The sequence below is a fragment of the Blautia sp. An46 genome (genome assembly GCF_002161645.1).
GTDB classification, from domain to species: domain Bacteria; phylum Bacillota; class Clostridia; order Lachnospirales; family Lachnospiraceae; genus Blautia; species Blautia ornithocaccae.
Genome location: NZ_NFIF01000027.1, coordinates 1 through 24,864 on the forward strand (window position 1 = coordinate 1; position 24,864 = coordinate 24,864).

At 49.9% G+C, this 24,864-nt stretch carries 23 protein-coding genes; 20 read left to right on the forward strand and 3 right to left on the reverse strand.

The annotated features are described in order from the left end of the window. Positions 1–295: 295 nt before the first annotated feature. The 3 genes from B5G00_RS16800 to B5G00_RS16810 all read right to left on the reverse strand — a co-directional run bounded on the left by B5G00_RS16800 (position 296) and on the right by B5G00_RS16810 (position 2,613). On the reverse strand, positions 296–1,324 hold the full coding sequence (locus B5G00_RS16800; RefSeq protein WP_087274812.1) for an XdhC/CoxI family protein: 1,029 nt from the start codon (positions 1,322–1,324) through the stop codon (positions 296–298). A gap of 67 nt (positions 1,325–1,391) precedes the next feature. Next, positions 1,392–2,246, reverse strand: a complete 855-nt coding sequence (locus tag B5G00_RS16805) for a TylF/MycF/NovP-related O-methyltransferase (RefSeq protein ID WP_087274813.1) — start codon at positions 2,244–2,246, stop codon at positions 1,392–1,394. Between the two features lie 121 nt (positions 2,247–2,367). After that, complete coding sequence (locus tag B5G00_RS16810; protein WP_242971403.1) at positions 2,368–2,613, reverse strand: hypothetical protein; 246 nt, start codon at positions 2,611–2,613, stop codon at positions 2,368–2,370. Positions 2,614–2,773: 160 nt separating this feature from the next. Between B5G00_RS16810 and B5G00_RS16815 the strand changes: the two genes are divergently transcribed. The 20 genes from B5G00_RS16815 to B5G00_RS16910 all read left to right on the forward strand — a co-directional run bounded on the left by B5G00_RS16815 (position 2,774) and on the right by B5G00_RS16910 (position 24,786). After that, positions 2,774–5,521: a molybdopterin-dependent aldehyde oxidoreductase gene (locus tag B5G00_RS16815; protein ID WP_087274815.1), complete on the forward strand. Its 2,748-nt coding sequence runs from the start codon at positions 2,774–2,776 to the stop codon at positions 5,519–5,521. A 100-nt stretch (positions 5,522–5,621) separates the two neighbouring features. Further along, positions 5,622–7,844 (forward strand): pyridine nucleotide-disulfide oxidoreductase/dicluster-binding protein, encoded by a 2,223-nt coding sequence (locus tag B5G00_RS16820; protein WP_087274816.1) that lies wholly within the window; start codon positions 5,622–5,624, stop codon positions 7,842–7,844. Positions 7,845–7,855: 11 nt separating this feature from the next. After that, on the forward strand, positions 7,856–8,074 hold the full coding sequence (locus B5G00_RS16825) for a DVU_1557 family redox protein (RefSeq protein ID WP_087274817.1): 219 nt from the start codon (positions 7,856–7,858) through the stop codon (positions 8,072–8,074). After that, positions 8,071–8,670 (forward strand): class I SAM-dependent methyltransferase, encoded by a 600-nt coding sequence (locus tag B5G00_RS16830; protein WP_158229589.1) that lies wholly within the window; start codon positions 8,071–8,073, stop codon positions 8,668–8,670. Before B5G00_RS16825 ends, B5G00_RS16830 begins: the two co-directional genes overlap by 4 nt. Then, positions 8,657–9,085, forward strand: a complete 429-nt coding sequence (locus tag B5G00_RS16835; RefSeq protein WP_087274819.1) for a DVU_1555 family C-GCAxxG-C-C protein — start codon at positions 8,657–8,659, stop codon at positions 9,083–9,085. The genes B5G00_RS16830 and B5G00_RS16835 overlap by 14 nt, the downstream gene beginning before the upstream one ends. Continuing rightward, entirely contained in the window at positions 9,082–10,161 is a 1,080-nt protein-coding gene (locus tag B5G00_RS16840) for an NTP transferase domain-containing protein (RefSeq protein ID WP_162613521.1), read from the forward strand. The genes B5G00_RS16835 and B5G00_RS16840 overlap by 4 nt, the downstream gene beginning before the upstream one ends. Then, on the forward strand, positions 10,148–11,296 hold the full coding sequence (locus tag B5G00_RS16845; RefSeq protein ID WP_087274821.1) for an aminotransferase class V-fold PLP-dependent enzyme: 1,149 nt from the start codon (positions 10,148–10,150) through the stop codon (positions 11,294–11,296). Before B5G00_RS16840 ends, B5G00_RS16845 begins: the two co-directional genes overlap by 14 nt. Positions 11,297–11,318: 22 nt before the next feature. Beyond that, entirely contained in the window at positions 11,319–13,001 is a 1,683-nt protein-coding gene (gene trsS / locus B5G00_RS16850) for a radical SAM (seleno)protein TrsS (RefSeq protein ID WP_242971404.1), read from the forward strand. After that, positions 12,998–14,206, forward strand: coding sequence for a DVU_1553 family AMP-dependent CoA ligase (locus tag B5G00_RS16855; protein ID WP_087274822.1), 1,209 nt, complete (start codon positions 12,998–13,000; stop codon positions 14,204–14,206). Before trsS ends, B5G00_RS16855 begins: the two co-directional genes overlap by 4 nt. A 29-nt stretch (positions 14,207–14,235) precedes the next feature. Further along, positions 14,236–14,637, forward strand: a complete 402-nt coding sequence (locus B5G00_RS16860) for a winged helix-turn-helix domain-containing protein (RefSeq protein ID WP_087274823.1) — start codon at positions 14,236–14,238, stop codon at positions 14,635–14,637. Further along, complete coding sequence (locus B5G00_RS16865; protein ID WP_162613522.1) at positions 14,579–15,253, forward strand: HAD family hydrolase; 675 nt, start codon at positions 14,579–14,581, stop codon at positions 15,251–15,253. The genes B5G00_RS16860 and B5G00_RS16865 overlap by 59 nt, the downstream gene beginning before the upstream one ends. A gap of 164 nt (positions 15,254–15,417) precedes the next feature. Continuing rightward, on the forward strand, positions 15,418–16,341 hold the full coding sequence (gene modA, locus B5G00_RS16870) for a molybdate ABC transporter substrate-binding protein (RefSeq protein WP_242971405.1): 924 nt from the start codon (positions 15,418–15,420) through the stop codon (positions 16,339–16,341). After that, positions 16,338–17,012: a molybdate ABC transporter permease subunit gene (gene modB / locus B5G00_RS16875; protein WP_330396402.1), complete on the forward strand. Its 675-nt coding sequence runs from the start codon at positions 16,338–16,340 to the stop codon at positions 17,010–17,012. The genes modA and modB overlap by 4 nt, the downstream gene beginning before the upstream one ends. After that, positions 17,009–18,073 carry a sulfate/molybdate ABC transporter ATP-binding protein gene (locus B5G00_RS16880; protein ID WP_087274825.1) on the forward strand — a complete coding sequence of 355 codons (1,065 nt, stop codon included), beginning with the start codon at positions 17,009–17,011 and terminating at the stop codon, positions 18,071–18,073. The genes modB and B5G00_RS16880 overlap by 4 nt, the downstream gene beginning before the upstream one ends. Then, complete coding sequence (locus B5G00_RS16885) at positions 18,070–19,092, forward strand: molybdopterin-binding protein (RefSeq protein ID WP_087274826.1); 1,023 nt, start codon at positions 18,070–18,072, stop codon at positions 19,090–19,092. Before B5G00_RS16880 ends, B5G00_RS16885 begins: the two co-directional genes overlap by 4 nt. A gap of 26 nt (positions 19,093–19,118) precedes the next feature. Then, positions 19,119–20,093: a GTP 3',8-cyclase MoaA gene (gene moaA / locus B5G00_RS16890; protein WP_087274827.1), complete on the forward strand. Its 975-nt coding sequence runs from the start codon at positions 19,119–19,121 to the stop codon at positions 20,091–20,093. Positions 20,094–20,134: 41 nt separating this feature from the next. Next, positions 20,135–20,566 (forward strand): MOSC domain-containing protein, encoded by a 432-nt coding sequence (locus B5G00_RS16895; protein WP_087274828.1) that lies wholly within the window; start codon positions 20,135–20,137, stop codon positions 20,564–20,566. A gap of 201 nt (positions 20,567–20,767) precedes the next feature. Beyond that, positions 20,768–21,211 carry a MarR family winged helix-turn-helix transcriptional regulator gene (locus tag B5G00_RS16900; protein ID WP_087274829.1) on the forward strand — a complete coding sequence of 148 codons (444 nt, stop codon included), beginning with the start codon at positions 20,768–20,770 and terminating at the stop codon, positions 21,209–21,211. A 36-nt stretch (positions 21,212–21,247) separates the two neighbouring features. Further along, complete coding sequence (locus tag B5G00_RS16905; RefSeq protein WP_087274830.1) at positions 21,248–22,972, forward strand: ABC transporter ATP-binding protein; 1,725 nt, start codon at positions 21,248–21,250, stop codon at positions 22,970–22,972. A 2-nt stretch (positions 22,973–22,974) separates the two neighbouring features. Next, positions 22,975–24,786: an ABC transporter ATP-binding protein gene (locus B5G00_RS16910; protein ID WP_087274831.1), complete on the forward strand. Its 1,812-nt coding sequence runs from the start codon at positions 22,975–22,977 to the stop codon at positions 24,784–24,786. Positions 24,787–24,864: the final 78 nt, after the last annotated feature.

Genomic DNA, 24,864 nt, shown 5'->3' on the forward strand with positions numbered 1-24,864 from the left:
GGATTTGGTCTTTTGCTACTGCCATAAATAAACTCCTTTTCGATAAGAATTGTCATATCTGTAATTCTTACCAAAAAGGAGCCAGGTTTTACCAAAGCCACAAAGTTTTTTACACTACCCATCAGTCTGATATCGTGAAGGCGGACGTACAGTTGGATCAGGCCGTGTTGCTTCTATCATCGAGTAATTTCGATAAGCACTGCCTATTATAATCATATATTGAAAGGTATCGCAAGATACCATGTGTCCAAGCATAAGATTACCCCGGAGCCGAAAGACTGCCGGGGTTTTTCTGTTACAGAACCTCTAATAAAACATCCACCATACCGCCGCAGACCATGCCTTCGTCTTCAGCATCTTTTCCAGTCATATCAGCGTGATGGAGTACCAGGGGGAGGCTTTCCTGAGACATAAGACGGAGGGATCTCTGGATGATATCTGCTTCCAGGCATCCTCCGCCGATGGTTCCCACAGTCCGACCATCCTGGTAAACCAGCATTTTTGTCCCGGCTTCTCTGGGAGAGGAGCCTTTTTTGGTCACAATAGTGGCCAGGACTTTTTTGATGTCTTTGTCCTTTTCATCTAAAATTGCCCTGAGGATCTCTTTTGTAAAACCGCCCCGCTTCCGGCAGCGGTTTTTTTCCTGTATCACTTCAGCTATGATGGAGACGCCGATCTCTTCAGGTGTTTCTCCTCCGATAGGCAGACCGATGGGAGTGTGTACGGATTCCAGTATCTGGGGATCAGCGCCTTGTTCCAGCAGAGCCTGTTTTACTTTGACAGTCCGGGCCCGGCTTCCCATCATGCCGATATAGGCATGCTCTTTTTTCATGATCTTTTCCAGACACACCTGATCGTAACGGTGGCCTCTGGTCACAATGATAAAATAGGTATCCCTATCCCCGGGGATTTTTTTCAGCCCTTCTTCAAAAGGCTGGCAGAGCACAGTATCTGCACCGGCTCTTCTGGCATTGTCGGCAAATTTGGGGCGGTCTTCCAGGACTGTGACAGTACAGCCGATCATACGTCCGATCTGGATCACTGGAATGGATACATGACCGGCGCCGCAGATCACCAGCTTTTGTTCATGCGCCGGAAACTCACAGAAGATCCGTGTACTGTTCTCGGTGATAATACCGGGGGCAGAAATATCCGGAAGATTTTCGGCAAAATGAGAGAAGAATCCTTCTTTTCCGGATTCCCACTGAAGAGAACCATCTGCAAAAAAAGCCTTTTCACCTGCTGCTGTTCCATCCAGAGCTGTGAGGATAAGGCTCTGGCGATTGGGATTACAGGAGGCGATGAGATTATATAATTCTGACATAATCTGAACTCCTTTCCTGGCGGCAGGATCTGAGACTGCCGTTTTTAAACATATTTTTAGCTTGCGTTTAGGAGTCTTCCGACTGCTTGACAAGTAAAGCGCTTCCATGGAGATCTGGCAGCGGCAGAGGGGTAAGCCGGTGTTTCCTGCAGAACTCTTTTACTGCCTGTCCGGCTCCGGGAAACTGAAGACTGCGGTAATCATGGACAAAAATGACACCGCCGCACACCAGAAGTGGCCAGAAAATCCGGAGCCCCTGGGCAACAGACTCGTATAAGTCCGGATCCAGATGTACAAAAGCAAAACGGGGAGGCGCAGAGGGCAGAGAATCCGGAAAGTATCCGGCACAGATTACTGCCTGCTCCGGATAAGGAAGCTGTTCCAATACCTGAGAAACAGAGGTATCCTGAAAAGCATCTTTCCACCGGACCGATGGATTTCTTTCAGCTTCTGCAGCAAGGGCTTTTTCCGGAAAGCCCTGAAAAGTATCAAAAAGATAAAGCTTTCTTTCCGGGAACAGCCGATTCAGTTCCCGGGCGGAAGCGCCCTGGTGTACCCCAAGCTCGGCAATTTCCCCGGGCAGACAGCGCTGCCGGATCTCTTTCGCCAGAAGCCGGATCGTGGCAAGCCGGAAGTCTATCTGATCCAGAAGGGCAGACAGATTCTGCACAGGACCGGTGTATCCCAGATCCTGAAGCTGTGAAAGTACAGAGGAGGCGGCCGCTGGATTTTTGATGGCGATCCAGACCAGGTCGGGATCCATTTGAGGAATCTGTGCAGGGGATATTACAGGGATTCCCTCATATTCTTTTCCCCAAGTCTGGGGATTATTGTCGGCAAACGCCAGAAGGCGGACAGAGGCGGACAGCAGATTACCCAGGGTTTGGCCTCCCTGGCCGCAGCCAAATATGATGATCTTCATGAAAAATTCCCCCTTTGAGAATGAGAATTATATTATTCTCAAAATAGAATAATTGGAAAAAAGCGAATTTATTGACTCTATTTTGAAAACAAATTATAATTAAAGCAAAAGATTCAGAAAATTATTGGTGGGTACCACAGGGATCTTTATCCGGACCTTTTCCTGCCAGATCTCTGAGACGCCGCATTCCGGTATCCGACAGAAAAACCAGCTCACTGGGTTTTCCTTTTCTGTTTTCTCCGCTGAGACGGAGAAAATTAGCGGTTTCATAATATTCCATAGGCAGAGTACGGCGAAAGACTTCTCCGGTAGCTTCGTCTCTGACCTCTACCGTAACTTGTTTTGCATGAATTTCTTTCAGTTCCATAAGCATTTCTCCTTTATAAGCCTATTGTAGCAAAGGAAAAAAGCTTTGACCAGAAAAAGATAAGAATTTAAGGATCAGCGCCTTAAAGATAGAGCGCCGCTGCAGAAGGGATCTGACGGCGCAGTATTCAGGAAGAAAACCAGAATAGGGAGGTGGAAGGATGATTAAAAAAATCCTTATGATTAACGGCACACAGCGGACTTTAGTTGTAGAGGGGCACGAGTCTTTAGCTGAAGTGCTCAGGGACAGACTGCTTCTTACAGGCTGTAAGATCGGCTGCGGAGAGGGACATTGCGGAGCCTGCAATGTGATCGTGGACGGAAAAGTGACCCGCTCTTGTATTACCAAAATAGCGAAAGTGCCGGATTATGCAAAAATTGAAACTATCGAAGGTATAGGTACTCTGGAGGACCTTCATCCTCTGCAGGCGGCCTGGATCGCACATGGCTGTGCACAGTGCGGATTCTGTTCGCCAGGCTTTATTATGAGCGCCAAAGTGCTTCTGGAGAATAATCCCTCTCCCTCCAGAACGGAAGTCCGGGAATGGTTCAATAAGAACCGGAATCTCTGCCGCTGTACCGGATATAAGCCGCTGATAGATGCGGTGATGGACGCAGCCAGAGTACTGCGGGGAGAGATTACAAAAGAAGATCTTATGTTCCAGCCAACGGATAATCGGATCTTGGGAACCAGCTATGCCCGTCCTTCGGCGGCGGCAAAAGTGACCGGATCCTGGGATTTTGGAGCCGATGAGATCAAGACCCTTCCGGAGGATACCCTGCAGATCGCACTGGTCCAGGCAGAAGTATCCCATGCATGGATCAAGGGGATCGATACCTCTCAGGCAGAGCAGATGCCGGGAGTATACCGGGTCATTACCTATAAAGATGTTCCCGGAAAGAACCGGATCACCGGACTTATTACATTCCCCACAAATAAAGGAGACGGCTGGGACCGTCCGATCCTCTGTGACGAGAAAGTGTTCCAGTACGGAGATGCTATCGCTATGGTATGTGCAGATACAGTCGCCCATGCCAGGGAAGCAGCCAAGTATGTGAAGGTTGATCTGGAAGTGCTTCCTGCTTACATGTCTGCACCGGAAGCTATGGACCCGGACGCTATGGAAATCCATCCGGGAACACCGAATGTTTACTATGAGACCAACTGCATAAAGGGAGAAGATACGGCTCCTATTATGGAGACAGCTCCCAATGTCATAGAGATGGACGCCTATTGTTCCAGACAGCCTCATATGCCCATTGAACCAGACGTGGCCTATGCATATATGGATGAGGAAGGAAGAGTGACCATACACTCCAAATCTATCGGGATCCATCTTCATCATGCCATGATCTGTGCAGGCATCGGCGTAGAGCCGGAAAAACTCCGGCTGATACAGCTCCATGCAGGAGGAACCTTCGGCTATAAATTCTCACCTACCATAGAAGCACTGGTAGGGGTAGCCGCCCTTGTCACAGGACGTCCGGTGGCTCTGAATTTTAACATGTATCAGATGATCACTTATACCGGAAAGAGAAGTCCCGGTTTTATGCATATCAAACTGGCGGCGGATGAGAAAGGCAAGATCCTGGCCCTTGAAGGCGACAACCTTATTGACCACGGTCCATACTCAGAATTCGGCGACCTGCTGACCATGCGTCTCAGCCAGTTTGTAGGAGCCGGAGTAGACATTCCCAATATCCGCAACCGGTCACGGACTGTCTGCACCAATCATGCATACGGAGCCGCTTTCCGGGGATATGGAGCGCCTCAGTCTTTCATGGGCGGCGATATCGCAATGGATATGATGGCAGCGAAAATGGGGATCGATCCTTTTGAGTTCCGTGCCATGAACTGCTATAAAGAATCTGAAGGATCTACGACTCCAAATGGCTGCAAACCAGACGTATACTGTCTGGAAGATCTGTATGATCTGGCAAGACCTTATTACCAGAAGAATAAAGCTTATGCAGAGACTCTGAACAGGGAAAAGGGAGAAAACGGCAAATTCAAGTATGGAGCCGGCGTGTCCCTGGGGGTTTATGGCTGCGGCCTGGACGGCGTGGACTCCTCAGAAGCCTGGGCAGAACTGAATCCGGACAACACGGTGACGATTTATGATTCCTGGGAGGATCACGGACAGGGAGCGGATATCGGTACCCTTACCCACGCCCATGAAACTCTCCGTCAGGCAGGATTTACACCGGATCAGATCAAACTGGTGATGAATGATACAGGAAAGACTCCGAATTCCGGTCCCGCCGGAGGATCACGTTCCAATGTCATGACCGGAAATGCGGTGCGTGTTGCCTCGGAGATGCTGATAAATGCCATGAGAAAACCAGATGGTACTTATCGTACCTATGAGGAAATGGTAGAAGAGAAGCTTCCGCTGAAGTATGAAGGAAAATGGGTGGCAACCGCATGCACGGACTGTGACCAGGAAACGGCCCAGGGAAATCCTTTCTCTGTATACATGTATTGTATTAACCTGCCTGTAGTACAGGTCAATATGGAGACCGGCAAGGTAAAGGTTGTGAAATTTACCATGGTATCTGATTTTGGCACCATCATTAATAAGACAGTTGTGGACGGCCAGGTCATGGGCGCCATTGCTCAGGGAATCGGTCTGGCTCTGTCAGAAGACTTTGAGGACCTGAAGAAACATACCAGTCTCTTAAAGTGCGGAATTCCTTACCCCAATGATATTCCTGACGACATTGAGCTGGTTTACCAGGAAAATCACCCGAGACCTCTTGGCCCATACGGCGCTGCCGGCTGCGGCGAGGGACCTTTGGCCGCACCTCATCCGGCAATCCTGAACGCTATATACAGCGCTACCGGAGCAAGGATCACCAGAGTTCCGGCCAGACCGGAAGTGGTAAAAGCGGCACTGGATGCTCTGTAAAAAATGCGGAAACGAAAAGACAGGACAAAGCGGGGGATCCCCGCTTTGTTTTACTCGAATATTATTCTTGAAATAGATAATTAAACACAGGAGAGAATATATGGAACATAAGGATCGGGGATTTGTGGGAAAACATTATTTAATGAAGCAGGCTTTCGGCCAGGAAGAACTTCATCAGAGAGAAGCTGTCTGTACCAGAGAAGATCCTCCGGGCTGCTCGGCAGTATGCCCTCTTCATCTGGATATACGGACAGTCTGCGCTTATGCGGCAAAAGGGGATTTTGCAAAGGCAGCAGGAGTGATCCGGAGCGTTACCCCTTTTCTCCACCTTCTGGCAAAGGGCTGTCCCGGAGCCTGCAAGGAGGCCTGCGCCTTGTCCCGGGTCGGGGAAGGGATCCAGGTGAGGGCTTTGGAAAAAGCCTGCGCCCTGTATGGAGGAAAAGAAAGAGGCAGCCGTTTTCTGATCCCCCGGAAAAATAAAAAGGTGATCGTAGGGGGAGATGACCTTTTTGCCCTGGCCTGCTGCTGGGAACTGGGCAGAAAAGGCTATGAGATTTTCTGGTATACCCGGTGTGAAAACCAGAGAGAACCTCTGATTTCCTGGGGGCTTACAGAAGAGGAAGCAGAAGCAGATACGGCTTCTCTGGAACTTTTTCGAATGACCCAAAAAGTTAGAGAAGGGGAAGCCTCAGAATGGGGTGCATGTGGGGACGCAGTCTGTCTGTCTCCTTGCCTTTGGCGTACCGGCCTGCCGGAAAATGTTTTTGGAACAGAAAAGAAATGGGAAAAGAAAGACGGAGCTGCCTGGATACTGGCCTGGGCCAAATATGTATCAGCTAAAGTGGAACGCTATCTTCAGGGGGCCTCTTGGGAAGGAATGCGGCAGCCGGGTCCTCAGGAGAGCCGCTTACATGTAACTATGGACGGAGTGGAAGGAAGCCGGGCTTTTACAGGATCGGAGAAACCGGACAGAGAGCTGGCGGCAGCAGAGGCCGGACGCTGTATACAGTGCCAGTGCCTGGAATGTATAAAGGGCTGCGTCTATTTCCAGGAGTATAAACGGAATCCCAGAGGAGCTGTCCGGGAAATTTACAACAATCTTTCTATTGTAATGGGAAATCATATGGCAAATGGAATGATCAATGCCTGTGATCTGTGCGGACAGTGCAAGTCTGCCTGTCCTAATGGATTTGACTACCCGGAAGTATGCAAAATGGCCCGGAAGATCATGGTGGAGACAGAGAAAATGCCGCCTTCTGTTCATGAATTCGGCCTTTTGGACCAGCAGTTCTCCTGCAATGAAGCATTTCTGGCCAGGCCTGAGCCGGGATATGAACACTGCAGATATCTGTTTTTCCCCGGATGCCAGGCTTCTGCCGTGTCACCGGATACAGTAGAAGCTGCTTACAGGGATCTGTCAGGCAGACTTACCGGAGGCGTAGGCCTGCTTCTTGGCTGCTGCGGGGCTCTGGCCCAATGGGCAGGAAGAGAAGATCTGGCTTCAGAGGCATTGGAAAAGATCCGCAGCGTCTGGAAAGAGATGGGAGAGCCGGAAGTGATCTGCGCCTGTCCCACCTGCATGAAGATATTAAGGGAAAGAACGGAAATTTCTGCGGTGGGAGTATGGCAGATACTCCTGGAACTGGGAATAGATCCGGTGACAGATCAGACAGTGGCTATACAGGATGCCTGCGGGGCAAGAGGAGATCAGAAAATCCAGGAACAGATCCGGGATTTTGCAGGGGCTTTGGGATGTAAAGTAGAAGAAGCCCCCTTTTCCAAAGATCTGTCTCCCTGCTGCGGATACGGGGGAATGGTCCGCTTTGCGAATCCCGAGATGGCAGAAAAAAAAGCTTCTTTTGCAGCCGGCAGGACCTCCAGAAAGATCCTGACCTACTGCATGGCCTGCAGGGACCAGCTGACCCGGGCAGGAGCGGACTCCATACATATCCTGGAACTGGCCTATGGAACCGGCGCTCCTCCGGTGCCGGATCTGTCCCGGCGTAGAGCGAACCGTCTGAAACTGAAGGAAAAACTCCGGCAAGAAATCTGGAAGGAAGAAATAAGGAGGGAAGCTATGCTGCCGGTCTTTTATGAAAATGGAGCGGAAGAAGAAATGGACAGGCGTATGATCCTGAAAAGCGACGTGGAAGCTGTGCTGAAAGCTTATGAAGCCTCAGGAGAAGCGGTGGAGGACCCGGAAAAGGGCTGGCTGGCTGCTTCCGCCAGGATCGGCAATGTTACTTTCTGGGTAAAGTTTACCGAGACAGAGAAAGGATACCTGGTATATGGGGCTTACAGCCACCGGATGACTGTGGAGTAAAGGAGGCGCAGATGGGAGAAAAAACTTATTATTCTATGGATCCCATGGGAAAACTGAAGTGCCATAAATGCAAAAAAGAACTGGTCAGAGGAAGGGCGGTTTTCAGCTATCTTGGCAATGCGTTCCCGGTAGAACTGCCGGTATGTCCGGAATGCGGTTATATTTACGTACCCGAGGAGCTGGCAGTAGGCAAAGTCCTTTCTGTGGAACGCAGTCTGGAGGACAAATGATTGGCAGTCATCCCGGCGGGCAGGAGATGACAGCCAGACTGCTGACCCTTTCGGGACTCCGTCCGCCTGCCAGGATCCTGGAACTGGGAGCTGGAGAGGGAAAAACAGCGGCATATCTAAGAACATTGGGATTTGAAGTAAGGGCAGTGGATCTGAAGCCATCAGGCCCGGGAGTAGAGCAGGGAGACATAAGAAGGCTGGATTTTGCCGGGGAAAGTTTTGACTGTTGCCTGGCGGAATGTACGGTCTCCGGATGCGGAGACGGAAATGCGGCCCTCAAAGAGGCATTCCGGGTACTGAAAAAAAATGGCTGTCTGCTGATAGCCGATGTTTTTTTCAAAAAGAAAAAGGCGCCTTCCCTCTCTATGAGAGAGCCTCTGATATGGAACTGCTGGAAGGAAGCTTTTGAAAAAGCAGGATTCCAGATAGAAAAGGGGGAGGACGAAACGGAAGCATGGAAGGAATTTTTTTTGGAAAGTCTTTGGAACGGAAATGCAGAGGAAAGCTGTGTGGATTTCTTCATAGAGGCAGGAAAAGCCGGGTGCGGATACTTCCTGGCCTGTCTCAGGAAAGGAGAGAAAAATGGATTTATTTGAGCGTATGCTGGAACTGTCAGGACAGGGATTCTACTGCGCCCAGATTTTGATGATCCTGGCGCTGGAATCGGAAGAAAAGGAGGACCCGGATCTGATACGGGCCATGAGCGGATTAAACGGAGGCCTTGGATTTTCCGGAAGAGTCTGCGGCGCTCTTACGGGAGGCTGCTGTTTCTTGGGATATTTTCTGGGAAAAGGAGAGGCGGAAGAACTGGAAGACCCGGAGGCCCCGATCCTGATCCAAAAGCTGGCGGACTGGTTTGAAGAATGGACCAAAAGCCGGTATGGCGGCTGTACCTGCCGGGAGATCCTGGAGGGAGATCCGGGAAATAAAATGAAGAGATGCCCGGAACTTGTAGAAGAAGTATATCAGAAATGCGTGGAACTCCTTTCGGAAAAAGGAGGATTGCCATGAAAGGAGCAGGGCTGATCGCCGCGGCAGGAAGATCCAGACGGATGGAAGGATTTAAACCGCTGCTGGAGATAAACGGCTTTCCCATGATCGCTATGACTGTCCAAAGTATGGAAAATGCCGGGATAAGAGATATTACGGTGGTTGTGGGATACCGGGGAGAAGAGGTAAGGAGGGCCTTGAAGGCTCTGGAGGTAAAAATCGTAGAAAATCCCTTCTGGCAGGACACGGATATGCTGGCTTCTGTGAAACTGGGACTTGAGGCCGTGGACAGGAGACAGGGCGTATTTTTTCTTCCCGGAGACATTCCTTTAACCTCTCCGGGAACTTTTCAAAAGCTGAGAGAGGGGATTTTGGCAGCAGAGCCGGAAACAGAGGCTCTGATCCCTGCTTCAGGAGGGAAGACCTTCCATCCCCCCTTTCTGTTTCCTGCAGGCTGTCAGAAAGCACTGGACTATCAGGGCAGCCGGGGACTTCAGGGAGCCTTTGGCGCCATGAAGACAAAAACAGTAGAGACAGCAGATGCAGGGGCCCAGATGGACGCTGATGATCAGAAAGACCTTGCCCATATCCGGGACTATGCCAGAAAGTACAGAGGGATTTCCCCCCAGTTGTGTGAAAAACTCTATGATGAAGTGAATCTCCCGGCCCATATCCGGGCCCACTGCATGGCGGTGGGGGATCTGGCGGCCTGGATGGCCCGGCGTCTGACAGAAGCAGGTGCTTTTCTGGATATAGAGCTTTGCAGAAGCGGAGGCTGCCTTCATGATCTGCTGCGGCTGGAGCCCTTTCATGAAAAAGCGGTGAGAAAGTTTCTGGAAGAAAAGGGGTATCTGGCTCTGGCAGCAGTAACGGGAGCCCACAGAGGTTTTGAGCAGGAGCCGGATACTCTTTGCAGAGAGGATGTACTGGTGTGTCTGGCGGATAAACTGATCATGGAGAACAGGCGTGTATCTCTGGAGGAGAGATATAGGAAAGCCCTGGAGAAAAAAGAAGTAAAAAAGCGTATTTTACAGGATATTGAAATCTGCCGTCGGCTGATAAAAGAATTTGAGGTGATGACAGGTGAAAGGTTATGAGCAAAAAGTATATTTAAACAATGCTGCCACCTCCTGGCCGAAACCGGACTGTGTAGCCCTGGCCGTTTCTCAGGCTCTCAGGAGCCTGCCGGGAGACGCCGGCAGAGGAGGGATCCGGGAGTTTGATGTGTTTGATCAGGTACGGAAAAAACTGTCTGCTTTGCTGGGAGTTTCCAGCCCGGAAAGGATTGCTCTGGGAAGTAATTCTACATGGGGCCTGAACCAGGCTGTTTTCGGTTTCCCTCTGGAACCGGGAGACCGGGTGCTGACTACAAAGGCAGAACACAATGCAGTACTCCGTCCTTTATACCGGCTGGAAAAACAGGGGATCCAGGTGATTTATCTGGATGTGGATAAGACCGGCCGGTTAGAGCCGGAGGTGTGGAAAACAGCCGTGAGGAAATACCGGCCCAGACTGTGTGTGCTGATCCATGCTTCCAATGTGACAGGTGCTGTCAATGATGCAGAGACCCTGACGGCCATGGCAAAAGACGTCGGAGCCGCTATGCTTCTGGATATATCCCAGAGTCTGGGCTGGATCTCTGTTGAAATGGAAAAATGGGGAGCAGATATGGCAGCTTTTACAGGACATAAGTATCTGCTGGGGCCCCAGGGAACCGGAGGGCTTTACGTCCGGCCGGGGCTTACTTTGGATCCCTATGTACTGGGAGGCACCGGCGTAAAAAGCAATCTGAAGGAAATGCCGGAAGAAATGCCTCTCCATCTGGAGGCAGGAACCGGAAACGAGCCTTCTTACCATGGCCTTCTTGCCGCCTTGCAATGGGCAGAAGAAAATCCTTTGGACCGGGAGAAAACGGAGGAAATCCTTCGGTATCTGAAAAAGGGGCTGAGGGATCTGGGCTGCCGGGTGATCCAGCCGGAACCTCCGGTTACGCCGGTGCTTTCTTTTACAATTCCAGGCTGGCATCCGGGAGAGGTCGGAGATATTTTATCCGGCAGTTATGACATTATCTGCCGGACAGGGCTCCACTGTTCGCCCAGGATCATGGAGAACCTTGGAACGCCCCAGGGGACTATACGCCTGAGTCTGTCCCGTTTTACGAAAAGGGCGGATGCAGACCGGGTACTGGAAGCTGTGGCCGCTATGTGCGGAGACCAGATGGAAGAAACCTGAAAACGGAGGATACATTTTAAAGATGGAATTTAAATGGAAAAAGACAGAAAACTGTTTTGCAGAAGCCAGAACGTATGAATATGAACTTCCTATTACCGGAGAGGAGCTGGCTGCAAGGCTGGAGGGGTTTGAAGTAAAAGAAAACCATCGGTTCCGCCGCCCGGTTTTTTCGGCAAAGAAGGGGGCTCTGGAGGTCAAGGGAATCCTGAAGGAAAAGGTTGTGAAGATCAATTATACAGCAGAAAACTGGGAAGAGGAAAAGAACCGGATGGAGGCCTGGATGAAAAACCAGGAAATTTATATGGAGGAAAAAGGAGAGAGCATCTGCCCGGTATGCCTGAAAGTCCTGCCGGCCCAAAAAGCAGTAAGAGAAGACGGGATCTATCTGGTAAAAGAATGTCCGGAACACGGAAGATTTGAAGCGCTGATCTGGGAAGGAACACAGGAAAGCTACCGGGACTGGGGAAAACATATCCTTCCTTCAGACAGGATTCCCGCCGCCCTTCCTGAAAAGCAGGGATGCCCTCTGGACTGCGGCCTCTGCGAAAACCATCAGCGCCGGGGCTGCTGTGTTCTGCTGGAAGTAACCGGAAGGTGTAATCTTCAGTGCCCGACCTGCTTCGCCGGATCCGGCCCGCAAGGCCGGGATGTACCATTGGAGGAACTGAAAGACCAGATGCAGTATCTCATGGAACAGGGAGGACCTTTTAATCTTCAGATTTCCGGGGGAGAGCCTACGGTCCGGGAAGATCTGGAAGAAATCCTTCGATTTGGGAAAAAACTGGGTTTTACCTTTTTTCAGCTGAACACCAACGGGATCCGTCTGGCAGAAGAACCGGGATATGCAGAGAAGCTGAAAAGAGCAGGACTTTCCTGTGTTTTCCTGCAGTTTGACGGACTGAAAGAGGCCCCATATCAGGTTTTAAGGGGCCGTCCTCTGCTGGAGATCAAAAAGAAAGCCATCGATGCCTGCGAGGCAGCGGGACTGGGAGTCGTGCTGGTTCCGGTCATTGCTCCGGGAGTTAACGAAGACCAGGTTGGGGAAATTCTTTTTTATGCAAGAAGCCGGATGCCTGTGATAAGAGGCGTTCATTTTCAGCCAGTCAGTTATTTCGGACGCTGCAGCGAGTCAAAAGGCAGCTATCGGATAACCATACCGAAAATGCTGAGGCTTCTGGAAGAACAGACAGGAGGCTGGATCCATGCCGGAGATTTTACCGGAGGAGGCGCCACTAATCCTTACTGTACCTTTCAGGCCAACTACCTTAGGCAGAAAGATGGTTCCATGAAACTTCTGGCTCATGGGGAGCCAAGGACTTCCGGCCTGTCGGAACAGGCCCGGGATTTTGTGGCCCGCCAGTGGAGCGGAAACTGCTGCAGGGAAGGTCTTCAGGCCGGAGATGGCTGCTGCGGGGAAGAAAGAACCGGCGAAAGCCGCTGCACAGAGCCGCCTCGGGAAGAAAACTGCTGCTGCGGGGAAGAAACGGGAAGACTGACTCTGGATACTTCTTCTCTGGACAATTTTCTGAGGGAGATCCACAGAAATACGCTGGCGGTTTCCGGTATGCTGTTCCAGGACGCCTGGAATCTGGAACTGGACCGTTTACGCCGGTGTTATATTCTGGAATCAGACAGCCGGTATGGCATGGTGCCTTTCTGCATTTATAATCTGACAGGATCTGACGGGAGGGCTTTGTATAGATGAATATAGCGAAACTGGATTCCTGGGTAAAGGAGAAGGAAGGGATAAAAATCCTGGACCGTCAGGCGATAGAAAGCCTGCAGCTGGAAAAACTGAACCGGCTTCTGGAAAGAGAATACGCCAGGCAGGGATTTTACCGGAACCTGCCCCGGCGCCTGAATTCTCTGAAGGAACTGGAAAACCTGCCCTTTACCACAGAGCAAGACCTGAAAGAACAGGGGAATCGGATGCTTCTGGTCAGCCAGTCAAAGATCGAGAGAGTGAGAAGCTGGGAAACCTCAGGAACCACGGGACCTGCAAAAAGGGTCTTTTATACCGCCCGGGACAATGACCGGACAGTATCCTTTTTTTCGGCAGGACTTTCCGAGCTGATCCATTGGGGGGAAAAGGCCTTGATCGCCATGCCTTTTACGGGAGACAGGGGACTGGGCGAATTGATACAGGAGGCTGTGGAAGGGCTGGGCGCCGTGCCTGTGCCTGCAGGAAACATGAGAAGCTTCGGGGAGATGCTGGAACTTCTGGACAAAGAGAAACCGGAGACGTTTATAGGCCCTCCTGTACTGCTGCTGTCTCTGCTCCGTATGAGGCCAAAGAGCAGTATCAAAAGAGGATTGGTCAGCGGCGACGCCTGTCCCCCGGGAATCATGAAAGCAATCGAAGAGCGTCTGGGTACCAGACTGTACCCCCACTATGGGTCCAGGGAAATGGGACTTGGAGGTGCTGTCACCTGTCCGGCTTTTCAGGGTATGCACCTGCGGGAAAATGATATTATTGGGGAGATTGTAGACGAAAAGGGAAAAGCAGTACCGGAAGGAGAGTGGGGGGAGCTTACAGTGACTCTCATAGAGGCCGGGGCTATGCCTCTGATCCGCTACCGCACAGGGGACATAAGCCGCTTTTTGCCGGGAATCTGTCCCTGCGGCTGCTGCCTGCGGCGGCTGGATTCCGTCAGCAGGATTGGGGAAGGAAGAGAAATGGAAGAACTTGATGACTATATATTCCAGATCCCATGGATCGTGGATTACCGGATATCCAGGAAAGGAGAAATTCTGGAAATAGAGGGGCTGACAACGGAAAAAGGCATAGAGGAAAAAGCCGGAGGCCTGCTTCCCGGAGAGTGGAAAGGGAGAAAACTCAACTGTACCTGGAAATCTGCAGAACCAGAGGATGAGCCCTGCTACCGGGGAAAGCGCAGGATAGAGAACTAAGAGAAGGGACAGAGGCAGGGGGAACGCAGATGAATGAATTTTATTATATTGCCCGGCTGCGTATCAAGCGCAGAGAGGATAAAGGAAATGAATACTTTGGAAGGGGAGTGGCGGATCTGCTTCACGGTGTGGATCAGTTTTCCTCACTGAACCTGGCAGCCCGGCATATGGGAATGGCTTACAGCAAGGCCTGGCGGATCGTACGCCAGGCAGAAGCGGCGCTGGGCATACAGCTGCTGCACCGTATGAGAAAAAACGGTTCCACCCTTACAGCAGAAGGCCGGAAGATGCTTGAAGTTTATGAAGAGGCGGAACAGGCCGCCTGGGCAGCAGCAGATGCAGTGATAGAACGTTATTATGGAGGAACGGGGAATGAACAGGATCAAAGAGGAACTGCTCCAGAACAGGGGAATGCTGGTGACGGACTTTGACGGGACCCTGACCCTCTTCGGCAGTTCCCTTCACGGGGCGGTTCACGTACTGGGGGAAACTTCGGGACTGGCCGCAGGGCGAGACCGGCTTTTTCAGAAAATGGGAAGAGAGATTTTGCATGCTGCAAAGAAGGGGCAGGAGAAGGAAGCTTTGAACAAAAGGGCAGAGAACTGGTGGAAGGAACAGATGGAATTGTATGTGAGAGAGGGCATTGGTGAAGAGATACTAAAAAAGGCGGCAAAGCTGCTGCCTCCCAGGAGAGAAACTCTGGAACTCCTGGAGTTTTGCAGAAAGGAAACTTTGCCGGTCTGGATCGTCTCTGCAGGCTTGGGAAATGTGATCCGCTTCTGGCTGGAGGCACAGGGAATTTGGGAAACGGGGATCCAGGTGCTGGCCAATGAGCTTTATTATGCAGGGGAAAACCCTGTAGGATACGGAGAAATCCTTACTATATGGAATAAAAGAGATAAATTTTTTGCTGTAGCAGCACCAGAAGAAGAACAGAAGTTATTTTTCCTTGGAGATAAAAGAGAAGATCTGAGATGGAGAAAAAATAATGAAGAAAGTTATCTGATCCAAGAAGGAGAAATAGTTAAAATAGAGGAATTTGCTTGAGAAACCCCAAAAAAATTGCTATACTTATTATACAATTTTCGGAGATTTGCCGAATATTTTTTGCTTGCAGGATGAGGGCCGGTATTTTTCTGATAGCTTTAGGAGCAAAGCGTGTAAATCCACGTTTTGTATATAAAATTTCTGAATAAGAAAGGAGAAAGCAAATGAAAAAAAAGGTTTTAGCAGTACTGCTGACAGGCACAATGGCATTGGCCATGGGGGCATGCGGCCAGGGAAGCGGCACAGAGACATCTGAGACCGCCGGAGGAGAAGACGCTGCAGCAGAGGAAACAGACGCTGAAGAAACAGCTTCTGACAGCCAGGAAACGACTGAAGAAGGAGAAGAGGTGGAACTGACTGTATTTGCAGCAGCTTCTCTCACAGAGACTCTTACAGAAATCAGCGAACTCTATAAAGAAGAGCAGCCCAATGTAAGTCTGGTCTTTAACTTTGACTCCTCAGGAACTTTAAAGACCCAGATCCAGGAAGGCGCTGTCTGTGATCTTTTTATTTCTGCAGGACAGACCCAGATGGATCAGATGGACAGTACAGCAGACCCGTCGGTGAACACAGAAGGGCTTGATCTGGTCCTGGAGGACTCCAGGATCGATATTTTGGAAAATAAGGTCGTGCTCTGCGTCAGCGAAAACAGCAGTGTGCCCTTAGAGACATTTGATGATATGGCGGCAGCATTGAAGGAAGGAACAATTCTTCTTGGAATGGGAAACAGCGATGTGCCGGTAGGACAGTATACCCAGAAGATCCTGGAGTATTATGGACTGAATGAAGAAGAACTGGCTGCAAATGGCCGGATCTCTTACGGCAGTAATGTAAAAGAAGTAACCACACAGGTTTCTGAAGGCACCGTTGACTGCGGCGTTATTTATTGCACAGATGCTTACTCTGCAGGGCTTACAGCTTCTGACTATGCTACGCCGGAAATGTGCGGACAGGTGATCTATCCTGCCGCTGTTATGAAGAACAGTCAGTATCAGGAAGAGGCTCAGGCTTTTCTGGATTTCCTTCAGACAGATCCCTGCATGGAAATCTTTGAAGAGGTTGGCTTCTCCAGGGTGACAGAAGGATGATCGATTGGTATCCTTTATGGAACTCTCTGCGGATTGCGGCCATCAGCTGCATGGCTGTATTTTTCCTGGGAATCCCTGCCGCTTACTATATAGCCAGGCTTCCCAGGGCTGTGAAAGGGATTTTAGATGTGATACTGACTCTGCCCATGGTACTTCCTCCTACGGTATGCGGTTATTTTCTGCTGATACTTCTGGGGCCTCAAAGGCCCCTGGGCAGATTTCTGGCCAATTTCGGCATACAGTTTGCCATGACTTGGTATGGAGGTATCGTAGCTTCGGCGGTAGTAGCTTTTCCCCTGATGTACCGGACAGCCAGGGGAGCCTTTGAAAGTTTTGACACTACTCTGGCATATTCCGGGCAGACCCTGGGCCTTTCCAATACCTATATTTTCTGGCGTATCCGGATGCCGGCCTGCCGTCAGGGAATCCTGGCAGGAACGGTCCTGGCTTTTGCCAGGGCTCTGGGAGAGTATGGGGCCACCAGTATGCTGATCGGCTATGTGCCTGGCAGGACTGCCACCATATCTACCACAGTTTATCAGCTTTGGCGGACCAATAATGAGCAGGAAGCCTTTTTCTGGGTCATGGTAAATGTAGTAATCTCAACGGTAATCCTTCTGGCGGTGAATATGCTGGAACGCCAAAACAGAAAGGCAGGTGGCAGGATATGAGCCTTTCCGTTCATATAGAGAAAAAACTGGGCAGCTTCCGACTATCTGTGGATCTGGAACATCCGGGAGGCATCACTGGCCTTTTGGGGGCTTCCGGCTGCGGAAAGAGTATGACTTTGAAGGCCATTGCCGGCATTGAAAAGCCTGACAGAGGAAGGATTGTTTTGGATGACAGAGTGCTTTTTGACAGTGAAAAGAAAATCAATCTGAAACCTCAGGAACGAAGAGTAGGATATCTGTTCCAGAATTATGCGCTGTTTCCCAATATGACCGTGGAGAAGAATATTCTCTGCGGTTTATCCAGGGAGAAGGATAAAGGCATTCGCAGAAAGAAAATGGAAGAAATGCTTGAGAAAATGGACCTTACAGCTCAGAGGAAGCTGTATCCGGGACAGCTCAGCGGAGGACAGCAGCAGAGGACGGCCCTGGCCCGGATCCTGGTCAGTGAGCCGGAGGTGCTTTTGCTGGATGAGCCTTTCAGCGCCTTGGATTCTTATCTGCGGGAGTTGCTTCAGATACAGGTAAAAGACATCCTTGCAGGGTATGGAAAGGATGTGCTGCTGGTAAGCCACAGCCGGGATGAAATCTATTATCTCTGTGGCCGGACAGCAGTTATGAAAAATGGAAAAATCCTGAAGACCGATGATACAAAAAAACTTTTTGCCGACCCGGGAAGCTGGGCAGGAGCAGAGCTGACCGGCTGCAAAAATATTGCTGAGGCCAGAAAGACCGGGGAATATGAGGTGGAAGTTCCAGATTGGGGAATCCGTCTGCGTACAGGAAAACCAGTAAGAGATCATGTGTGCGCCGTGGGCCTCCGGGCTCATTACTTTAACCCCAAAGCCAGGGAAAATATTTTTCCGGTTTCCTATTCATCGGAAAAAGAAGAGCCTTTTGAAATGAGAATATTGTTCCGGTATGCGGGACAAAAAGAAGGGACGCCGGACCTGTGGTGGAGACTGCCTAAGGACAGAAATCCCAGGACCATGCCGGAGAAACTTGGCATTGCGCCCCAGAATGTCCTGCTTCTATATCCGGAGCCACAGGAGGATGATATATGAAATTAATACGGACGGAGGATGCGGTAGGACAGGTGCTCTGCCACGATCTGACTCAGATTATTCCGGGAGTAGTGAAAGGCCCCCGGTTTCGGAAAGGGCATATTGTTGCCCGGGAAGATATTCCCGTACTTCTGAGCATGGGAAAAGACCAGCTTTATGTGTGGGAAAAGGATGATACTGTTTATCACGAAAACGAAGGGGCGGAGATTTTATGCCAGGTATGTCAGGGAGAAAATATGATCCCTTCTGAGGTAAAAGAGGGTAAAATCGAGCTGACTGCAGCCTGTGACGGATTGTTTCTGGTTGACGTGGAAAGACTGAATGCCATTAATGAGATCGACCAGGTAATGATCGCTACCAGGCACAGCAATACTCCGGTGAAAAAAGGGGATAAGCTCCTGGGAACCAGGGTAATCCCTCTGGTGATCAAAAAAGAAAAAATGGAGCTGGTCAAAAAGACTGCAGGGGAAAAACCTCTCTGCCAGCTCTTGCCTTACCGGCTGAAAAAAGCCGGGATCGTGACTACAGGAAACGAAGTATTTTATGGAAGAATCCAGGACAAATTTACTCCTGTGGTGAAGAAAAAGCTGGAACAGTACGGAATACAGGCAGAGGAGCATATTATTGTTGGAGATGAAAAAGAGAAGATCACAGAGGCAATCCTGGAACTGAAAGCCAGAGGCTGCGAGCTTATTATAGCCACAGGAGGCATGAGTGTAGATCCCGACGACCAGACGCCGGGAGCCATAAAGGAAAGCGGCGCTCAGGTGGTCACCTATGGAGCTCCGGTGCTTCCGGGAGCTATGTTCTGTCTGGCTTATTTTCCTGATGGAACTCCGGTCATGGGACTGCCAGGCTGTGTAATGTATGCGAAGACTACGATTTTTGATCTGGTCCTGCCTAAGACTGCGGCTGGAATACAGGTCTCCAGAAAGGATATTACCAGACTTGGAAACGGCGGCCTGTGCCTGGGATGTGAGGAATGCCGCTGGCCGGACTGCGGATTTGGAACGGGCTGATATCACAAAGGAGGGAGACCGGAGATATGTTTGACAAATATGGAAGAGAAATCGATTATATACGGATTTCAGTGACAGACCGCTGTAATCTGAGATGCCTCTATTGTATGCCTGAGGAAGGCGTGTCCATGGTTTCCCATGAAGAAATTCTCAGCTATGACGAAATCGTCACTTTGGCGGAGGTCTTTGCCAGTCTGGGAATCCGGAAGATCAAGCTGACCGGAGGAGAGCCCCTGGTGCGCAGGGACCTTCCCTGGCTGGTAAAAAAGTTAAAGGTACTGCCGGGAATAGAAAAGGTTACTCTGACCACCAACGGTCTGTTTTTGAAGGAAGCTCTGGGAGAACTTGGGGAGGCAGGAATAGACGGGATCAATCTGAGCCTGGATACCCTGAATCCGGAGGTTTTTGCAGAGATTACCAGAAGAAGGGGATTAGATAAGGTTCTGGAGGGATTTTACGAGGCGCTGAAATATCCGGAAATTCCCCTGAAGATCAACTGTGTGCCTCTGGGAAGGGAAGACCAGGAAGTTCTGGAAATAGCAGAACTGGCCAGACACTATCCTGTACATGTGCGTTATATAGAGATGATGCCTATTGGCTTGGGAAGACAGTTCAGGTCAGTGGGAGAAGAAGAGCTGCTTAAACAGCTCCGGGAAAAATATGGGACACCTAGTCCCTGCCAGGAAAAACTGGGTAACGGACCAGCCCATTACTATAGCTTTCCAGGATTTTTTGGAAAAATCGGCTTTATCAGTGCACTGAGCCATAAATTCTGCGGCAGCTGCAACCGGGTACGGCTGACCTCTCAGGGATTTTTAAAAACCTGCCTTCAGTATGAGACAGGGACAGATTTGAGAAAGCTGCTGAGAGAAGGGGCCAGTCAGGAAACTTTGAAAAGGGCTGTGGAACAGGCGGTCAGAGATAAGCCCCAGAGTCACAGATTCGGAGAGAAGGATACTGGGGAAGTGGAGACCCATATGATGTCCCAGATTGGCGGATAGCTCTGGAGGGGCAGTTTACAGTTTTTCATGGAGGTGGAGAAATGGGAAAAGTCATGGCAATCTGTATCAGCGAAAAGAAAGGCACGCAGAAGAGAAATGTCCATGAAGCTTTGTTTATAGAAGATTTTGGGCTGGAAAATGATGCCCATGCAGGTAAATGGCATCGTCAGGTAAGTCTGCTTTCCTACGAAAAGATACAGGACTTCAAGAAAAAGGGAGCCCCTGTGGAAGACGGGGCCTTCGGAGAAAATCTCATTGTCAGCGGTATAGATTTTAAAAATCTTCCTGTAGGCACCCGTTTTCAATCCGGGGATGTGGTGCTGGAGATGACCCAGATCGGGAAGGAATGTCACAGCGGATGTGAGATATACAAGATCATGGGAGACTGCATTATGCCAAGAGAAGGGGTGTTTGCCAGAGTGATCCGGGGCGGGCGGATCCGGGAAGGAGACGAGCTTACGGTTCTGGAATAAAGGAACAATTATAAAAACTCCTAAATATAAGGGCAAAAATAAAGAAAAACCCCTTATATTTAGGAGTTTTATCTTGACAATAATCCGAAATCGTAATATACTCTCTATACTCCGATTTCGGATTATTTCTGCGGGCAACAAAGTCAAAGAGACATGCCTGCATCGGGGCTTTTGATTTTTTGAGGATAAGGAGGAGGATATTTGGAAGCAGGAACAGAGAAACGATATCAGGAATTTATCAGCGCCTCTAAGGAAATAGATGAGGTATACCACATGCTGGCCCTGAAGTTCGGACTTTCCGACAGCGCCATGTGGATACTGTGTACTATGAGGGAGGCAAACAGAGAACTGACCCAGTCGGAAATTGCCCAGGAGATGTCCATGAGCCGGCAGACGGTAAATTCTGCTATTAAAAACCTGGAAAAACAGGGATATCTTCAGCTGGAAGCAGTTTCCGGTGACAGAAGAAACAAGACTCTTTCCTTTACAGAAGAAGGAGAAGCGTTTGCCAAAAAGACTGTGGACCGGGTGCTGAGCCTGGAACACCAGGTTTTCGAAAATCTGGAAGTGGAGGAACAGGAAAAGATTACGCAGATCCTCCGAAAATATACCAGATTTATGAGGGAAGGAGCAGAGAAAATCTGACAATTACGGAAAAGAAAGACATGACAGGAGGATTTTATGAAAACGGTACTGCGGTTTATGAAACCGTATAAAGGATTGTGTTTTTTTACGCTGCTGGTAACCATACTGGATGTGGCAGGAGGACTCTTGATACCCAGACTGACGGCAGATATGGTAAATATGGGAGTGGCAGGAGGCGACTTAAGCTATATGCTGGAAAAAGGCGGTCAGATGATCCTGATCGCTTTTCTTGCCGGCGCCGGCGCTCTGGCAGGCAGCTATCTCTGTGCGGATCTTTCCGCAAAGATTGGCCGGGATATGAGAAATGCAGTATATGACAAATCCCTGGAATTTTCAGAAGAGGATTTCCAGAGATTTGGAACTGGCTCTATGATCACCAGAACCTTAAATGATATCAATGTGATCCAGCAGGCCGTTGTCTGGTGTATCCAGATGGTGATCCCGGTTCCGGTGGTATGCATTATGGGAACCTCTATGGCCTTTGCCGTGGACAGCCAGATGGGACTGCTGCTCATTGGAGTGACAATCCTGATAGTTGTACTGGCTCTGGCTGTGACCAGGAAAGCGTCGGAAATATTTGACCGGCTGCAGCGATTCCTGGACAGGATGAATGTGGTCCTTCGGGAAAACATCACAGGAGTCCGGGTAATACGGGCCTTTCATAAGGAAAAAAGAGAAGAAGGCAGAATGGGGAAAACCTTTGAGGATTATGCAGAGTCTTCTATTCAGGCAAACAGGCTTTTTGCCGGCCTGGACGTAGCAGCTTTCACCGTTATCAATCTGTGTATTGTTCTGATCCTGTGGCTGGGAGGAAACAGAATCGGAAAAGGATTTATGCAGATCGGGGACATTACGGCACTGACGGAATATGCCATTTTAATATTATTTTATATTATCATGGCCCAGATGGTGATCATACTTTTACCCAGGGCCAGAGTCTGCATCCGCCGTATGGAGGAAGTGCTGAAAACAGAGCCGGAAATCCAGGACGCTAAAGACTGCGTCAAAGGGAACTGGGATAATACCCAGGAGGTACTCCGCTTTGAAGACGTAAATTTCCGGTTTTCTGATGCAGAGGAAAACACCTTGAAGAACATCAGCTTCTCCTGCAGAAGGGGAGAAACCACGGCCATTATCGGAAGCACAGGAAGCGGAAAATCCACCATAGCCAGACTGATCCTGAGATTTCATGATGTCAGCCAGGGGAGCATTCTACTGAAAGGACAGGACCTTCGTAACCTTCCCCAGAAAGAACTGCGGCAGGAGATTTCTTATGTGCCTCAGAAAGCCTGGCTTTTTTCCGGGACCATCGGGGAAAATCTGGCCCATGGGAAAGAAAACGCCGGAAAAGAAGAAATGCTCCATGCTCTGGAGATTGCCCAGGCAGACTTTGTAAAAAATCTGCCCCAGGGCCTGGAGACAAGAGCTGCCCAGGGAGGAACGAATTTCTCAGGAGGCCAGAAACAGAGGCTTTGTATTGCCAGAGCCCTGATGAAGGACAGCGACCTTTATATTTTTGACGACAGCTTTTCAGCCCTGGACTTTAAGACAGACAAGGCTCTGAGAGAGGCTTTGAAAGAAGAGACAAAAGAAGCGGCGGTATTGATCATTGCCCAGAGGATCAGCACCATCTTACATGCCAGCCAGATCGTAGTCCTGGATGAGGGCGAAATCGCAGGAACAGGAACCCACGAATATCTGATGGAAAACTGTGACGTTTACAGGGATATTGCCAGATCCCAGATGAAAGGAGGGGAGTAAGTATGGAAGAGAACAATCAGGCCTTATTTGAAGAAGAATTTGAAATGCCCAGCCGTCCGCTGGAGACTTTGAAACGGATGTGGAACTCGGTAGAAGAACAGCATGGACGGCTGCTGGTGGTTTTTGTATCTGTAATATTTTACACCCTGCTTTCTATTTTAGCTCCTGTTTACAGTGCAGGGATCATTGACCTGCTCTGGGAAAAGATACAGGAGGCAGCCAGAGGGGGACAGGCATTTTCAGTGACCTGGGAATCAGGAGGAAAAGAAATCTGTACTCTTCTGGTAATATATGGGGTTACTTCCCTGTTTTACGGCCTTCAGAATTTTTTTATGGCCAGTTTTGCAGAACGCCTCAGCCTGAAGCTGAGGACAGATATCAGTCAGAAACTGGACCGGCTTCCGCTCTCCTACTTTGACGGCCATCAGCCTGGAGAGATCATGAGCCGGGCAGTAAACGATCTGGACAAAAACGCAGAGGCTCTTCAGACGGGACTTCTGAAACTGTTTTCCGCAGTAGGACTTGTGGCAGGCTCTCTCATCATGATGTTCCGCTTTCATGTGGGGCTGACCCTGATCTTTCTGGTGTTTATGGCCTTTTCCCTTCTTTCTACCAAGGTTTTTTCTGCCAAGACACTGGAGTTTGCCGCCAGGCGGCAGCAGTGTGTCAGCCAGGTCACCAGACAAGTGGAAGAGGCATACAGCGGCAGAAATATTATTAAGGCCTTTACCCAGGAAGAAAACAGCTCCAGGGATATGCACCGGGTGAACGAGGAACTGGCTCAGGCCTCCAAATGGGCGGATTTCGTGACCAACGCCATTAACCCCACAATCCGCTTTATCAACCGGCTGGGCCAGGTGGGCATTGCGGTGTTTGCAGGGAAACTTCTGCTGGACGGCGCCCTTACTGTAGGACGGTTCCAGGCCTTTTTCCAGTATGTGTATCAGGCAGGAGAGCCTTTGACAGAAGGGGCTTATATGATAAATTCCATGCAGTCTGCTCTGGCCTGTGTGGAGAGAGTTTACCAGCTCTTAGATGAAGAAGAAATATCACCGGAGCCGGAAAACCCGGAGGCGGTAGAGAAAGCCAGGGGCCTTGTAGAATTTGAAAATGTACGCTTTGGATATTCTCCGGAAAAAATCCTTATGGAAAATATCAGCTTCCAGGCAAAACCGGGACAGAAAATTGCAGTGGTAGGAAGCACCGGCGCAGGCAAGACCACATTGATCAACCTTCTTATGCGATTCTATGAGGTAAATGGAGGCAGGATCCTTCTGGAGGGAGTGGATACCAGAAATCTCACAAGAGGAAACTTGAGAGAAAATTTCGGCATGGTCCTTCAGGATACCTGGCTTTTTCAGGGAACCATCGCAGAGAATATTGCTTACGGAAAACCGGACGCTACCAGAGAAGAAATCGTTGCCGCTGCCAAAGCAGCCAGAGTGGATTTCTTTGTAAGGACACTGCCTAAGGGATATGATACGGTGCTGCAGAATGAAGCGGAGAACATTTCTGTGGGACAGAGACAGCTGCTGACTATAGCGAGAGTCTTTCTCTGCAATCCGCCAATTCTTATACTGGACGAGGCTACTTCCAGCGTAGACACCCGGACAGAGATGGAAATCGGAAAGGCTATGCACAGCCTGATGAAAAACCGGACCAGCTTTGTGATCGCCCACCGGCTTTCTACTATTGTGGACGCAGACCTGATCTTATTCATGGAGAATGGAAACATTATTGAGCAGGGACGGCACAGAGAGCTGTTAGAAAAAGGAGGGGCCTACGCCCAGCTTTATAACAGCCAGTTTGCGTAATCAAAATTTTTTCTCAGATATTGACAGCGCATAAAAAATACAGTACCCTCAGTGGACAAAGGAGTGTTTGACTCTGTA

What these genes read in the sequence shown, in the direction of transcription:
- B5G00_RS16800 (WP_087274812.1), bottom strand. Translation starts at nt 1,324, where the DNA reads ATGTCAGAATTATATAATCTCATCGCCTCCTGTAATCCCAATCGCCAG.
- B5G00_RS16805 (WP_087274813.1), bottom strand. Translation starts at nt 2,246, where the DNA reads ATGAAGATCATCATATTTGGCTGCGGCCAGGGAGGCCAAACCCTGGGT.
- B5G00_RS16810 (WP_242971403.1), bottom strand. Translation starts at nt 2,613, where the DNA reads ATGGAACTGAAAGAAATTCATGCAAAACAAGTTACGGTAGAGGTCAGA.
- B5G00_RS16815 (WP_087274815.1), top strand. Translation starts at nt 2,774, where the DNA reads ATGATTAAAAAAATCCTTATGATTAACGGCACACAGCGGACTTTAGTT.
- B5G00_RS16820 (WP_087274816.1), top strand. Translation starts at nt 5,622, where the DNA reads ATGGAACATAAGGATCGGGGATTTGTGGGAAAACATTATTTAATGAAG.
- B5G00_RS16825 (WP_087274817.1), top strand. Translation starts at nt 7,856, where the DNA reads ATGGGAGAAAAAACTTATTATTCTATGGATCCCATGGGAAAACTGAAG.
- B5G00_RS16830 (WP_158229589.1), top strand. Translation starts at nt 8,071, where the DNA reads ATGATTGGCAGTCATCCCGGCGGGCAGGAGATGACAGCCAGACTGCTG.
- B5G00_RS16835 (WP_087274819.1), top strand. Translation starts at nt 8,657, where the DNA reads ATGGATTTATTTGAGCGTATGCTGGAACTGTCAGGACAGGGATTCTAC.
- B5G00_RS16840 (WP_162613521.1), top strand. Translation starts at nt 9,082, where the DNA reads ATGAAAGGAGCAGGGCTGATCGCCGCGGCAGGAAGATCCAGACGGATG.
- trsS (WP_242971404.1), top strand. Translation starts at nt 11,319, where the DNA reads ATGGAATTTAAATGGAAAAAGACAGAAAACTGTTTTGCAGAAGCCAGA.
- B5G00_RS16855 (WP_087274822.1), top strand. Translation starts at nt 12,998, where the DNA reads ATGAATATAGCGAAACTGGATTCCTGGGTAAAGGAGAAGGAAGGGATA.
- B5G00_RS16860 (WP_087274823.1), top strand. Translation starts at nt 14,236, where the DNA reads ATGAATGAATTTTATTATATTGCCCGGCTGCGTATCAAGCGCAGAGAG.
- B5G00_RS16865 (WP_162613522.1), top strand. Translation starts at nt 14,579, where the DNA reads ATGAACAGGATCAAAGAGGAACTGCTCCAGAACAGGGGAATGCTGGTG.
- modA (WP_242971405.1), top strand. Translation starts at nt 15,418, where the DNA reads ATGAAAAAAAAGGTTTTAGCAGTACTGCTGACAGGCACAATGGCATTG.
- modB (WP_330396402.1), top strand. Translation starts at nt 16,338, where the DNA reads ATGATCGATTGGTATCCTTTATGGAACTCTCTGCGGATTGCGGCCATC.
- B5G00_RS16880 (WP_087274825.1), top strand. Translation starts at nt 17,009, where the DNA reads ATGAGCCTTTCCGTTCATATAGAGAAAAAACTGGGCAGCTTCCGACTA.
- B5G00_RS16885 (WP_087274826.1), top strand. Translation starts at nt 18,070, where the DNA reads ATGAAATTAATACGGACGGAGGATGCGGTAGGACAGGTGCTCTGCCAC.
- moaA (WP_087274827.1), top strand. Translation starts at nt 19,119, where the DNA reads ATGTTTGACAAATATGGAAGAGAAATCGATTATATACGGATTTCAGTG.
- B5G00_RS16895 (WP_087274828.1), top strand. Translation starts at nt 20,135, where the DNA reads ATGGGAAAAGTCATGGCAATCTGTATCAGCGAAAAGAAAGGCACGCAG.
- B5G00_RS16905 (WP_087274830.1), top strand. Translation starts at nt 21,248, where the DNA reads ATGAAAACGGTACTGCGGTTTATGAAACCGTATAAAGGATTGTGTTTT.
- B5G00_RS16910 (WP_087274831.1), top strand. Translation starts at nt 22,975, where the DNA reads ATGGAAGAGAACAATCAGGCCTTATTTGAAGAAGAATTTGAAATGCCC.